Genomic DNA, 13,652 nt, shown 5'->3' on the forward strand with positions numbered 1-13,652 from the left:
CAGGAACCGTTCACGGCGGGTCTGGTACTTCGGCTTCGGGGCGCGTTTCTTGGGCATCGTCGTCAGGCTGAGGGCGGTGGAGAACACAGGGCACAAGGGTATCACTCAGACCCCTTCGCCAAAACGGAATTGTTCAGCGTTTCCTTAGTCCAGTCTGGTTTATCCGGCAAGTGCTCCTTAACTTGGATTAGACATGTGACGACGACGCTCGGCCGCGAAGCGCCGCATCTTGTCGGGAAAAATACGGTGTGTTGTGTCATAGCCGGCACGATACAGCGCCAGCTTGGTATCGACCGTAAGGCGAAATTCCAGCGGCGAGATGCCATCCGTATCGATAACGACGGTCGAGTTCCAAAACGCATCCTGGATGAATTCGCGCGACAGGCTGGTCATGAACGCCCGCATCAGCATTTGCAGATAATCCGCCAGTGGCAGCCACCGCCGTTTCGGTGGCGCAACGGTCTCGCTGGCGCGCAGTCGAAAACAACAGGTCGGCGTGCCCTGACCCGACCAGTCGCGCCTGAGCGCATCTTCTGAGAGGATGCTGCCATCGACCATCAGATGCTGATTGTGCTCCTTGTAGGCAAAGAGCAGCGGAATGCCCATTGAATAGCGAATGGCCCGCGAGACAGGCATCTCGGGTTGGCTCTTGCGGTCGAAAATGACCGGAGCGCCATTGCGCACGTCGGTGGCGATGACATGCAGATCCATAGCCAGATCCTTAAAGCGCGCACCTTGCAACTGCGCGTCCATCCAGCGCTCGAATCCGTCGCCCGACGACAGACCACCGTGGAAGATGAGCTGATAGAGGCTGAAATCCCGGAACTGTCTGAAATCGACCCCGAGTGCCAGTTCTTTCATCGCGTCCGCTGACCAGCCGGCGGCGCGCAGACCGGCGACGATGCTACCACCCGAGACCCCCACGATGTGTTCGTCGATCACGCCCAGCTCATCGAGCGCCTGGATGACCCCGACATGGGCGGGCAGGCGTGTTCCGCCACCAGCCAAAATGGGGACGACCGTGCCGAGATCCGTGGTCGCGTCCGTCTGGGTGGACGAGCTCAAGGGAGCCGTTTGTGCCTGTTGATCTGACATGGGCTGGCCGCCAAGGAGAGAAATTGGTCACGTATTCTAACCCTGTCGCGTTCGACGCAAGACGTCCGCTGGAGGGTGTTCGAATTCTTTACAGTGTCCGCTGACCCGAGATCCGACGGCTCATGCATTCGCTGGATGACTGTGTTTTAATCCGAACCCGTGGAGTCCGCCGTGACGAGGAAGATCCAGGAATTTTGAGGACATTCGTATGCAATCATCGAACGCGAGTCGCTTTGGAATTGGTGCGGCCATCCTGGCCGCGGCCTTGATCGGAGGTTGCGGTCAGAAGCTTTCACCCGAGGAGCATTTAACGCGTGCCGAGTCGGCCTTGGCCCGTGGTGAGTTCCGCGAGGCGGTCATCGAATATAAGAACGTGTTGCTGGCCCAGCCGGACAACCTGGACGCCCGGATCGGTCTGGGTCGATCACTCGTCGAACTCGGCAATCCAGTGGCTGGCGAGCAGGATCTCGAGCGCGCGCTGCAACTGGGTGCCGATGCGTCGCGTGTCCAACCCTGGCTGGCCGAATCCTGGCTGGGGCAGGGTAAATACGATCGCGTGAACGCGTTGACGGTACCGTCGGATCTGACCGGCGAACAGCAGGCCGCGCTCCTGGCCGTTCAAGCCGAGGCACGTCTGGCTCAGGGGCAGGTGGCCGAGGCCGAGGCCGCGGCCACAGCCGCTTTGCAGGCCCAGCCGGAGTCAACCCCGGCCACATTGATCATGGCGCGCGTGAAAGCACGGGAGTCCTCGTTCGATGAGGCACGCCGTCTGGTCGAGCAGGTGCTGAAGCGCGAGTCTTCCAACGCCGTGGCCGAGAATCTGCTCGGCGAAATCGAACGGGCCGCTGGACGTCTGAGTGAGGCAGAGGCCGCCTTCACGCGCGCGATGACGGATGCGCGGCAGGCCGCTGAAAGCCAGTTGAACCGCGCCTATGTGCGGATTCAGGCCAACCAACTCGACGAAGCTGAAAAAGACATCAAGGCCTTGCAGGCGCGCATCAAAGGCAATGTGCTCATCGACTATGCCGAGGCCCTGTTGCTCTATACGCGCCAGGATTACGCCAAAGCAATCGAACGTCTGGATACCGTCCTGGGTACGAGTCCTGATTACATTCCAGCGGTGCGACTTGCCGGCGCGACCCGCTTGGCCCTGGAGGAACCGGCACGCGCGCGTGTGCACTTGCAGCGCGCGGCCTCAGCTTTACCCGAGGACATCGAGACACAGCGGATGCTGATCATGGCCCTGCTGCAATTGGGTGAAGCCTCAGAGGCCGAGCGTCTGGCGCGCAACCTGGTCGAGCAGGCCCCCCAGGACACGGGCGCGATGGATCTGCTGGCAAGCGCGCTCATGATGCAGGGCAAGCGTGCTGAGAGCGTGAGCTATCTGCAACGCGTCAGCCTGGTACTCCCTGATTCGGCCGCTGCCAGCGCGCGACTTGGGTCGGCCTTGCTGGGACAGGGGGACGCCGAGGAGGGATTGAAAGCCCTGCGCGAGGCGCTCGAACGCGATCCGACCCTGCAAGGGGCTGCCGAGCAGTTGGTTCTGGGCTATGTCGCCAGCGGCGATCTGGATCAGGCGTTGAGCGCGGCGACCGAGTATCGTGATCGCGATCCCTCATCAGCGCGGGCGCAGGCGTTGCTGGGCGCCGTCTATCTCCAGCGCAAACAGATTCCTGAGGCCAAACAGGCCTTTCGTCAGGCGCTGGAGCTGGAACCTGGTCATTTAGCTGCCGCTACCGGCCTGGCCACGTTGGCCCTGCAAGAGGACGATATAACGACCGCACGCGCTCAGTTCGCCGACAGCCTCAAGTACCATCCTGAGGACGATCGCCTGCGCCTGCTGTTGGCGCGGCTGGCCATGGCGCAGAACGATACCGACGCGGCCAAGGCCTATCTGGACGAGGCAGTCGAGCGCAATCCGACGGCCTTGCTGCCCAAACTCTATCTGGCCGCCTACTATCAGCGCATCGGCGATCCGGGTCAGTCATTGGAACTGCTCGCGGCGCTGCGTCGCGATTTTCCGGATAACGCGATGGTGCTTGGTTTGATGGCCGACGCCAATCTGTCGCTGCGTGAATTCGCTGCGGCACGAACGGTGCTCGAAGAACTCGTCACCCAGGCGCCTGATAACGCACAGGTTCGTGTCGCTCTGGCGAATGCCTTGGCGAATCTGGGCGAAGTCGCGCTAGCCCAGACGCAGCTCGACAAGGCGCTTGAGTTGGAGCCTGATTCAGTGCCGGCCGCCAACCTGCTGGCGCGTCTTGCCCTCGCCAACAAGGATACAGCGGGAGCTGAACGCGGGTTGCGCAATCTGAAGCGTTTGTTGGGCGACACTCACCCCGATGTGCTGCTCATCGAGGGACAGTTGGCACAACTCCAGGGCAATCCATCGGCAGCGAACGAGGTCTTCCAACAGTTGCTCACAGCGGGCGATGGAGCGGTCGATTTCGATGCCGATCCAAATTTGCGCGGCGCAGCTGAACAGATGATTCTCGGCTATGTCCGCAACGGCGATCCGGATGGCGCCCTCAAGGCGGCCTTGGAATTGCGCGAACGCCAACCCGATTCGGTTCGCGCGAATCTATTGTTGGCAACCCTCTATCTGCGGGGGCAGCAGCCCGAGCAAGCCGCTCAGTCATTCCAGCGTGCCTTGGAACTGGAGCCAGGGAACATCTCGGCCACCACTGGATTGGCCTCGATCGCGATCCAGAATAAGGACTTCGCGCAGGCGCGGACCCTCTATGAGGCGAGCCTGGCACAGCATCCAAGCGCCATCGCACTTCTGGTCGGTTTAGCGCGCCTGGAATTGCTCGACAAGGATCCGAAAGCCGCCGAGCGTCACCTGACGCTGGCCGTGTCGGCCAATCCACTCGCGATTCAGCCCAAACTCTTGCTGGCTGCGTTCCAACTGCGTCAGGGATACCCGGAAAACGCGCTGGAAACGCTCCGCGAGACAAGCACTCTGGCCCCCGAAAATCTCAACCTGCTAGGGTTGAAGGCTGAGGCTGAGCTGGCGTTGAAGCGTTATGAGGCCGCACTTGACACGCTGAACACACTCAATCGTCTCAAGCCGGATCAGCCGCGCGTGTTGCTGGCTCTTGCCAGCGCCGAGGCTGGACTCGGGCATCTCGATGCGGCCGAGCGACTGTTGCAACGCGTACTGACGGTCGATGCTCAGTCCGTCGCCGCGCTGAACGCACTGGCCAGACTGGCGATCGCGCGCAAGACCTTCAGCGAGGCTGCCGAGAGAATCGCCGCGCTCGAAGCCGTCATGGGAGCGGACAACGCAAGCGTCTTGCTGCTTCAGGGTAATCTGGCCGAGGCCCGCGGAGATCTGCCAGCGGCGCTGAATCACTATCAGCGATTTTTCGATCAAGCACCGAGCGTGCAGAGCGCTGTTCTGCTGGCGCGAGCACGAATCAAATCCGATGACCCGGAAGGTGCACGCACCCTCTTGGCCGACTGGCTTGGTTTGCATCCCGAGGATGTCGCTGTTCGTTTCGAGCTGGCTCAGTTCTATTTAAACACGGGACGTAATGACGAAGCCATCCAAAGCTATGAGATGGTTCTGGAGAAGAGTCCAGGCAATCCGGTCGTACTCAACAATCTGGCCTGGCTGCTCCAGGAGCGGGATCTCAAGCGAGCACTCGAGTATGCGCGACAGGCGCACGCGACCGCACCGAAGTCGGCGGACATTGCTGATACCCTCGCCGTAATCCTGGCGCGCTTAGGTGAAACGCTTGAAGCACGGCGCATGATCGATCTAGCCCTGGATCTGAATGCCGACAATGCCAGCCTCTTGTTCCACAAGGCACAAATCCTGAAACAAGCCGGTGAGCGAGTCCAGGCCGAACAGACCCTGGAAGCGGTTTTGAAGAGCGGTCGGACCTTCCCTGAACGCGCGGAGGCCGAGACCCTGCTACGAGAGTTGAAGGGGGGGTGACCGGCTGATGTGCTGAAGCCGAGACGGCGCTACACACATGAGGGTGTGGCGCCGTCTTGCAAATCGTTTCAGTGCCTGAGGGCGACACTTGGGGCTTGGTATTGCTGCCGACAATTGGTCAGCAGACACTGGTAGACATTCTGCAGTACCTGCTCACGAAACGAAGATGGAGAACTGATGTTTTGCAGTGCCTGCTCGTAGTAGCTGATACGCTGGCTGACATCGGGTTCTTGCATCATAGGCGCGTTGTTGTTGCTCATATCGATATCAATCCATGTGTACAAAGATGGTGGTTAACCCGAAACCCTGGGTTGGCAGGCCCTTCATGGGTGATCACGATGAGTTGTGCATAGCGCATTCCAACTTTTGAGTCTTCCATGGTGTCATTTCACCAAGTCGGCTTGGTGCGAAGATTAAAGCCTTGATTTTTAATATTAATTTTTATTTTTTAGCGGGCTTTCACGTCAAGTGAGTCCTGGATATCGAGGGTTTCACTGATGTCTATCGCGAGCGGAACGGATTGAGCGCTCTGACTAGGTGGCGGATTTTGGCAGTTTCGATGTCAGTCATGACAGCTCGTAGGATCGAGGTGCCAGTGTTGTCAGCGATATGGAGTGCTTAATGTTCGAGGCCTTCTACGGATTCAGCGCCGATCCTTTTCGGCTGACGCCGGATCGCGCTTTTTGTTTCGACCATGCGAATTTCTCCAAGGCCAGGGCCTATGTCGAATACGCCCTGTTGCGTGGCGAGGGATTCGTCGTGATCACAGGCCATCCTGGGATGGGCAAGACGACGCTGATCCGGGATCTACAGGCCAGGCTCATGGCGACAGGCGCCAACATGCAGATCGGGCTGGTTGCAAACAGTCGCCTGGAGGCTGAGGATCTGCTGCGGATGACGGCACACGCTTTCGGTCTGGGGGTTCCGGTCGGGACCAAATCGAGTCTGTTGATCCAGCTGAACGCGTTTCTCCTTACCCAACACCGCGCGGGTCGACGCGTACTCTTGATCATCGACGAGGCGCAAGACCTGTTAGTGTCTGGCCTGGAGGAACTGCGCCTTCTGACCAATTTTGAGCAGGCCGGTAAACCACTGTTGCAGATCCTGCTCGTTGGCCAACGACCATTGCACGATCTGATTCAAACCGAGAGCCTGGATCAGCTGCGACAGCGGATCGTGGCATCCTGGGCGCTTGTGCCGCTCACACCGGCAGAGACGGTTGGGTATGTCAGTCATCGCCTTGAGCGCGCGGGTTGGCTTGGTGATCCAGCCTTCGACCCAGGTGTTTTACAGCAGGTATATACCTTTAGTCGCGGCATTCCACGCCTGATCAACCTTGTGTGCAATCGCTTGCTGCTGCGTGGCTTCAGCCTTGAATTGCACCGGCTGGGTATAGACGACGTCCGAAGCGTCATCGCTGAACTGCACGAGGAGGGCTTGGCACCACCTGAACATCGGCCGATCAAGACCGCGACCTTGAGTGCTGGGTTGGCGAGTGGCGTCGTCGATGGCGCGGATTCGCCATCCGGCGCTAGTGATGACTGGTCGCTGATCGACCAAGGGCTGAGTCGACCACGGCCAAGTGAGCCGCCGGCGAGTGCAAAAGCCGCCACGCCCATCGATCAGCCAAGCCTCCATGAGCCGATCGCGCCGCCACCCACGCCTGTCCTCTCCCAGCCAATGGGTGATTCAGGGCCCGAATCGAGCGCGACTCCAGCCGAGTTAGATGCCCCCCTGTGGCATCGGGACACATCCGATGAGCCAGACAGGGTGGAGGATCCGGTCGATGAGTCCGTAGTCGAGACCTGGCCATCTGCGGACTCCAGGCCACGTCGATCCTCCAGAGTCGGCCTCATCCTCTTTGGACTCCTGTTGTTCGGGTTGGCCGCTGGCGGGGGAGGGTGGTATTGGTTGTATCCCGAGACGGCCCATCGACTCGTCGGATCAGCGCGTGCCTGGGTCGAAAGTCGCGTCTTGCCGATACTTGAAGGCCGCGAAGCCGGTATCACAACAGGCCTGGACGCCGACGAGACGCATGGTTCGACGACCGAGGTAGCCGCTTCTAGTCCCATTGACTCTGACTCCAGTGATCCGGCGCCAGGCAGTGATCTCGATACCGAGCCATCCAGGCCCGGCCAGATGGCGGAGACATCCGAAGCCTTGGTATCAGGCCCCTTTGTCGAGGCTGAGCCACGCCAGCCCACTGAGTTGCCAGACGCTGAGATCGTCCTCGACCTCGATTCCATGCCAGACCCAGACTCCGTGCCCGTGCCCGAATCTACGCTGCCGGTTGTGACAGAAGCACTTGAGGTCTCAGAAACGGCGGCAAACACGCTCGGTAACGCGTCGTTAGAGGCCGATGTGCCGCCAGAGGTCGATACAGTGCCAGTGCCGGAAGCGCCGATTCAAGTAATCGAGCCGCCGTTCGATCCGGTGACCGTGGACGTCCTGTTTGATTTCAATAGCATCAGAATCACGGCAGCTTTCAACAAGGATCTCGACCGGATCATCGCGATCCTGGACGAGACGCCCCGCACGGTCGCCGAGGTCCATGGTTTTTCCGATCAAATTGGTGACGAGCGCTACAATCTTGCCCTCTCTCGACGACGCGCCGAAAGCGTGGCGGCCTACCTGGTCAAGCGAGGCATCTCGCGCGAGCGCTTGTCGGTGGAAGGACTGGGACCGCTCGATCCGACACGGGATGGTGTCGTGCAAGGCATGACTTCAGAGCGGGCGAGTCGTCTGGTGCGTGTGCGTGTTCTGCGCCCCGAGATGCGCACGCGCGCCACTCCCGACTGATGGATTGACCGAGCGCTTGATCTGTGAGCATTGGAACCCTCAGTTACCTGATTGCCGCCCTGGCCTATCTGTTACTCGCTGTGCTGCTGATCACGGCCTGGCGGGGACGCTTGATGGGGTTGTTTGCGCTCCTGGCTGTGGTGTCGACGCTCTGCTGGGTTCTGGTTGGCCTGGCGGTCAGTCTGGGTTGGGCGGTGCCATCGCTGGCGATCAGTAGCGCTGAATTGGCGCACAATGCTGGATGGTTCATATTTCTCACCGTGATTCTGACCGATGAGGCGGATCAGGCGGGTCGGCGCGTGTGGAATTGGGTGACCGGACTCGTCCTGCTGGTCGCGGGTGCTCTAACGCTGCTGGTGCCCTGGCTTGTAACCTCCTTTGCCCTGGATGCCAGGCTGCTCGGCTGGATTCTACAGGCCGTCTTCGGGTTGTTGCTCGTCGAACAGGTCTTTCGCAACCGGCTGCCGGCGCGCCGCTGGGGGATCAAGCATCTGTGTTTGGGACTGGGCGCTGTCTTTGCCTATGATCTCTTCTTCTATTCCGATGGGTTACTGATGCGCCAACTGTCAGAACCGGTCTGGGAGGCGCGCGGACTGGTCAACGCCTTGATCGTGCCGCTCATTGCGGTGTCCGCGGCGCGCAATCCGAGCTGGTCGGTCGAGCTGCATGTATCGCGCCATGTCGTGTTCCATTCTGCGACGCTCTCGGGTGCCGGACTCTATCTGATGGCGATGGCGGCGGCCGGCTATTACATCCGGCTCTTCGGCGGGGCCTGGAGCGCGGTGCTGCAGATCGCCTTCCTGTTCTCAGCCGCTATGCTGCTGGTGCTGTTGCTGTTCTCCGGACAATGGCGGTCGCGTCTGCGCATCCTGGTCAGTGAACACTTTTTCAGCTTCAAATATGATTATCGCGAGGAATGGCTGAAGTTCACCGAGGCGCTGTCAGTCGGCAGCCGGCGTTTGCCCGAGGCGGTCGTCAGGGCGCTCGGTGAGATCATCGACAGTCCAGGGGGTCTATTGTGGGTGCGCAACGACACGGGCGGCTTCGAGCTGTTGGAGCGGATCAATCACCCTGAGCCGTCCGTCTCCATGATTGGTGAGGATGATTCCATGGTGCGTGGTCTCCTGAACTCCAGCTGGATCATCGATCTGGATGAGTGGCGTCGCGATCCAACGGTGTATCAGGATCTGGAGATACCGGATTGGCTGAGTGGATCCCCAACCGCCTGGCTCGTTGTTCCGCTGATCAATCGTGGGGTTCTGTGTGGGTTCGTCGTTTTGCTGCATTCGCGTACCAAGCGCGCCTTCAACTGGGAGGATCGCGCCTTGCTCAAGACAGCGGGTCGTCAGGCCGCGAGCTCTATCGCACAATATCTCTCCGACCAGGCCTTGATGCACGCGCGGCAGTTCGAGGCATTCAACCAACTGGCGGCCTATGTTGCGCACGATTTGAAGAACCTGCTGGCTCAGCAAGCACTGATCCTCTCGAATGCTGAGCGGCATCGGCACAATCCGGCCTTTATGGATGACGTATTGAGTACGATCAAGAGTTCGGTCGAGCGCATGGGGCGCTTAATGGAGCAACTGCGCAATGGTGTGCGCGGTGGGGAGGCGGTGCGTGTCGATCTGCTCGAAGTCCTCCATGAATCGATCACGCGACACTCTGATCGTCCGCCGCTGCCGCGCTTGGAGACCGACATCGACGGAGCGGCTGCCGTGATGGGTGACAGGGAGCGTTTACGCACGATCTTCGGGCATCTCATCCAGAACGCTTGCGAGGCCACGGGTCCGGATGGTTCAGTGGTCATTCGCGTGCGGCGCGAGGAGCGCATCCATCGCGTCGAGATCCAGGACGATGGTGTGGGGATGACGGCTGAATTCATACGGGATCGGCTGTTTCGTCCGTTTGATTCGACCAAGGGCCTGACAGGTATGGGCATCGGCGCCTTCGAAGCTCGCGAAATGGTACGCTTGCTGGGCGGTGATCTGACGGTTGAGAGTCAACCCGGGGTTGGGTCACTGTTCCGTATCCGGCTTCCCGCCGCAGATCCGCAAGCCGCCGGCGCGCAGTCATTGTCCGCCCAGGCGCCCGAGGTTGCCTGGTCAACTACCCCGCCCTGAAGGACGGGGTTTCTCGCGGAGGAACTGATGAAAGCGCCGGTCAAGCCATTGTTGGTCGTTGAAGACGATCCTGGACTGCAAAGTCAGTTGCGCTGGTGTTTCGATGGCTTCGACGTGAGTCTGGCCTCGGATCGTCGCGAGGCCCTGGCCCAGGTGCGGCGCCAAAGACCCGGTGTCGTCACCCTGGATCTGGGGTTGCCGCCGGATCCGGGCGGGGTGAGCGAGGGTCTGGCGACGCTGGCTGAGATCATCGAGCTGGCGCCCCAGACCAAGGTGATCGTGGTCACGGGTAACGATGATCGTCTACATGCCCTCAAAGCCATCGAGCTGGGTGCCTATGATTTTTATGCCAAACCGATCGATGCGGGTACACTGACGCTTGTCGTCGAGCGGGCGCAGCGTCTCTATGAGCTGGAGTCCGAGAATCGCCGTCTACAGCAGTCGCAAGTGGATACGCCGCTGCGGGGTGTCATCGCCACGAGTCCACAGATGCTGCACGCCTGCAAGGCCGTGGACAAGGTTGCAGACACAGATGTGACTGTGCTTATCCTGGGGGAGAGCGGTACGGGCAAAGAACTTTTCGCGCGCGCGCTCCACGAAAAGAGTTCACGCAGCTCGGGTCGGTTAGTTGCCATCAATTGTGCAGCGATCCCTGAAACTTTGCTGGAGAGCGAGCTGTTCGGCTACGAAAAAGGGGCCTTTACCGGCGCGGTCAAGCAGACTCTGGGCAAGATCGAGCACGCCAATGGTGGGACGCTGTTCCTGGATGAGATCGGCGATTTACCGCAGGGGCTGCAAGCCAAACTGTTACGATTCTTGCAAGAGCGCGTGATCGAGCGCGTGGGCGGACGGCAGGAGATTCCGGTCGATCTGCGTATCGTCTGTGCAACACACCGCGATCTCAGGTCACAAATCGCGAATGGGGTCTTTCGAGAGGATCTATACTATCGCATCAGCGAAGTGACCATTCGCCTGCCGCCGCTACGTGAACGTGAAGGTGACGCGCTCGTTCTGGCCCGGGCATTTCTCGACCAGTATAATGACGAATTCAAGCGTTCGATCCGTGGTTTCACGCAGGACGCACTGAGCGCCATCGAGTCGTATGACTGGCCGGGCAATGTGCGAGAGATCGAAAGTCGCATCAAGCGCGCCGTGATCATGGCCGAAGAGCGCCAGTTATCGGTCGAGGATCTCGAATTACCGACGCAAGCCGACCGATCCGCCTTGAGTTTGCAGGATGTGCGTGACCAGGCTGAGTTGTGTGCCGTGCGTCAGGCACTTGCCAAGGCTGACGGAAACATGACGCAAGCGGCTCAGTTGTTGGGCATCACGCGCCCAACCCTGTACCGCCTACTCGAAAAGTTCGACCTGAAGCCGAACTGAATTCGACTCCAGTATTTTTAAGGAGACAAGGCCTTGAACGCTCGATTTGGATCCTTGACTTGGCGGGCCGCGCTGATTTTGGCGTCCATCATATTGGTGATGACCACGGGGTGCGCGACCAAAAAGGATAAATATCCGCCCGTTCCAGCCGATCAACGCGATTTGACGGTTCAAGAGGGGTATTTCTACGAGATTGCTCCGGGCGATCAGGTCAATATCTTTGTTTTGGGGTTCGAGGAACTCTCAGGCAGCGTACCCGTCCGACCTGACGGGATGCTGACCACGCCACTGATCGAGGATGTCCAGGCTAGTGGCAAGACGCCGACGCAACTGGCCCGCGATCTCGAGCAGCAGTTTGCTGTGTATGTGCGCTCCCCGGTCGTCACCGTGATCGTCAATGGCTTCGTGGGCTTGCCGAGTCAGCAGGTCCGGGTGATTGGCGAGGCGATGAAACCCGCCGCCGTACCGTTCCGCAAGCATATGACCCTGCTTGATCTGATGATCGAGGTCGGTGGGCTGACAGAGTTCGCGGCCGGCAACAAATCCGTGCTGGTGCGCTATACCGATGGAAAACAGCACCAATACGCCGTCCGTCTGGACGATCTGATTCGCGACGGGCGCATCAAGGAGAACGTCGGTCTGTTGCCGGGCGACATCCTGATCATCCCGGAGTCCTGGTTCTGATCGGGTTGGCGGTGGGCGTCATCGACATTTTAGACTCCAGCGGCTGGATGATAGGCCCACGAGCGAGCAGTCGCCATGCATGAACTTTTATTACAAGTCTTTTCCTATGTCCGGGGGATCTGGCGGTATCGCTGGCTGGCTATTGCGGTGGCTTGGCTGATCGCCATCTCGGGCTGGGTCTATGTTGCCAAGTTACCCGACGAGTACAAGGCCTCGGCACGGGTGTTTGTGGATACAAACAGTGTCTTGAGGCCATTGCTGCAAGGGCTGGCGATCCAACCGGACCTCGTACAGCGCGTGGCGCTGATGAGCCGAATGTTGCTTAGTCGTCCGAATCTGGAACGGATTGCGCGGATGAGCGACCTCGATCTGAACGTCCGCACCGAGCGTGACAAGGAAGTGCTGCTCGACGACTTGCGCAGCAAAGTTCAGATTAGTGGTGACCGTGCAAATCCTTCACTGTACAACGTCGCTTTCGAGCATCGTGATCCCGCGCTGGCCAAACAGGTCGTTCAGGCCGTCGTTTCCATTTTCATCGAGCAAGCGCTCACTGGAGACCAGGCGGCGACATCAACGGCGCATAGCTTTCTTGACCAGGAAATCGCTGACTATGAGTCACGTTTGAGGCAATCGGAAAAGGAACTCGCGGATTTCAAGCGTGAGAACGCCGGTGTGTTGCCCGGAGAGCAGGTCAATTACTACACCACGCTCGAGGAGGCGAAAGCTGGACTCAAAGATGCCGAGCTCGCCTTGCGCGAAGCGATTTGGCGGCGCGACGAGCTTAGTTATCAAATCGAAAATGAGGATCAGATGATCCAGCACAACTTCGATTTGATGCCGCTGCAACAACAAATCGAGGATCCACGTGTTGCGGCCATGCAGTCGAAGCTCGATGAGCTCCTGTTGCGCTATACGGAGCGTCACCCAATCGTGATTGAGTTACGACGCCAAATCGATGAATTGCGGGAGCAAAGTCGTAAGCAGTTGACCGCGAGCAGTAGCGGATCACAGTTAGCCTCGAATGTGCGTGCTGATACTGTCTATGGCAATCTGCGAGTCGCACTCAGCGAGGCCGATGCTCAGGTCGCCGCCTTGACCGCTCGCGTCGAAGATTATTCCAAGCGAACCCAGCAACTCAGCGAAAAAATTGACAGCATTCCGACGATTGAGGCCAAGCTCAAACAATTGACCCGGAATTATTCAACGGTTGTTGCACAGCATAATGAATTGATGAAGCGGCGCGAGTCGGCCAGGCTTTCCACTGAGGTCGAGAAAACCGTGGAAGGCGCCAAGTTCCGTGTCGTCGATCCACCGTTCGTGCCATCCAAGCCATCGGCCCCGAACCGCCTCGCCTTGACCGCTGCTGTGCTGTTGTTGGCTTTGGGTGCAGGTATGGCAGCTGCGCTCGCTGTAGATCTGGTGCGACCGATCTATGATGATCGCCAAATCCTCTATCAAGAAACCGGCCTTCCGGTTTTTGGAAGTGTTGGTCTCGTTTTATCCGGCGCTGAGCGTCGAAGGGAGCGTTTGATGCTGATTCCCTTCGTGGCGGCGGTTGCGAGCTTGGTCGTTGGATTCATTTTTGTGGCTAAGGGATTACCCATTCTCCTAGGCTAGATTGGTCATCC

General features: G+C 59.4%; 8 protein-coding genes. 6 read left to right on the forward strand and 2 right to left on the reverse strand.

Annotated elements, in window-relative coordinates; all coding sequences use genetic code 11:
- Nucleotides 1-177: 177 nt before the first annotated feature.
- Nucleotides 178-1,095 (reverse strand): patatin-like phospholipase family protein, encoded by a 918-nt coding sequence (locus GJ668_RS11655; protein ID WP_155450328.1) that lies wholly within the window; start codon nt 1,093-1,095, stop codon nt 178-180.
- A 208-nt stretch (nt 1,096-1,303) separates the two neighbouring features.
- On the opposite strand from GJ668_RS11655, the gene prsT reads away from it, so the two are divergent.
- Complete coding sequence (prsT, locus tag GJ668_RS11660; RefSeq protein WP_155450329.1) at nt 1,304-5,038, forward strand: XrtA/PEP-CTERM system TPR-repeat protein PrsT; 3,735 nt, start codon at nt 1,304-1,306, stop codon at nt 5,036-5,038.
- Nucleotides 5,039-5,106: 68 nt separating this feature from the next.
- Here prsT and GJ668_RS11665 read toward each other — a convergent pair whose 3' ends face one another.
- On the reverse strand, nt 5,107-5,298 hold the full coding sequence (locus GJ668_RS11665; protein WP_155450330.1) for a hypothetical protein: 192 nt from the start codon (nt 5,296-5,298) through the stop codon (nt 5,107-5,109).
- Nucleotides 5,299-5,659: 361 nt separating this feature from the next.
- Between GJ668_RS11665 and GJ668_RS11670 the strand changes: the two genes are divergently transcribed.
- The 5 genes from GJ668_RS11670 (at nt 5,660) to GJ668_RS11690 (ending at nt 13,641) form a co-directional block, all read left to right on the forward strand.
- Nucleotides 5,660-7,837, forward strand: coding sequence for an AAA family ATPase (locus GJ668_RS11670; RefSeq protein ID WP_186343060.1), 2,178 nt, complete (start codon nt 5,660-5,662; stop codon nt 7,835-7,837).
- Nucleotides 7,838-7,860: 23 nt separating this feature from the next.
- Nucleotides 7,861-9,957, forward strand: a complete 2,097-nt coding sequence (gene prsK, locus GJ668_RS11675; RefSeq protein WP_186343061.1) for an XrtA/PEP-CTERM system histidine kinase PrsK — start codon at nt 7,861-7,863, stop codon at nt 9,955-9,957.
- Between the two features lie 27 nt (nt 9,958-9,984).
- Entirely contained in the window at nt 9,985-11,340 is a 1,356-nt protein-coding gene (gene prsR, locus GJ668_RS11680; protein ID WP_155450332.1) for a PEP-CTERM-box response regulator transcription factor, read from the forward strand.
- Nucleotides 11,341-11,439: 99 nt separating this feature from the next.
- The gene (locus GJ668_RS11685; RefSeq protein ID WP_155450364.1) at nt 11,440-12,024 is read left to right on the forward strand and encodes an XrtA/PEP-CTERM system exopolysaccharide export protein; all 585 of its coding nucleotides are present in this window, start codon (nt 11,440-11,442) and stop codon (nt 12,022-12,024) included.
- A 75-nt stretch (nt 12,025-12,099) separates the two neighbouring features.
- Nucleotides 12,100-13,641, forward strand: coding sequence for an XrtA system polysaccharide chain length determinant (locus GJ668_RS11690; RefSeq protein ID WP_155450333.1), 1,542 nt, complete (start codon nt 12,100-12,102; stop codon nt 13,639-13,641).
- Nucleotides 13,642-13,652: the final 11 nt, after the last annotated feature.

The sequence above is a fragment of the Allochromatium palmeri genome, assembly GCF_009720725.1.
GTDB lineage: Bacteria > Pseudomonadota > Gammaproteobacteria > Chromatiales > Chromatiaceae > Thermochromatium > Thermochromatium palmeri.

Coding starts and splice junctions, on each gene's coding strand:
- GJ668_RS11655 (WP_155450328.1), bottom strand. CDS start 1,095: ATGTCAGATCAACAGGCACAAACGGCTCCCTTGAGCTCGTCCACCCAG.
- prsT (WP_155450329.1), top strand. CDS start 1,304: ATGCAATCATCGAACGCGAGTCGCTTTGGAATTGGTGCGGCCATCCTG.
- GJ668_RS11665 (WP_155450330.1), bottom strand. CDS start 5,298: ATGAGCAACAACAACGCGCCTATGATGCAAGAACCCGATGTCAGCCAG.
- GJ668_RS11670 (WP_186343060.1), top strand. CDS start 5,660: ATGTTCGAGGCCTTCTACGGATTCAGCGCCGATCCTTTTCGGCTGACG.
- prsR (WP_155450332.1), top strand. CDS start 9,985: ATGAAAGCGCCGGTCAAGCCATTGTTGGTCGTTGAAGACGATCCTGGA.
- GJ668_RS11685 (WP_155450364.1), top strand. CDS start 11,440: ATGACCACGGGGTGCGCGACCAAAAAGGATAAATATCCGCCCGTTCCA.
- GJ668_RS11690 (WP_155450333.1), top strand. CDS start 12,100: ATGCATGAACTTTTATTACAAGTCTTTTCCTATGTCCGGGGGATCTGG.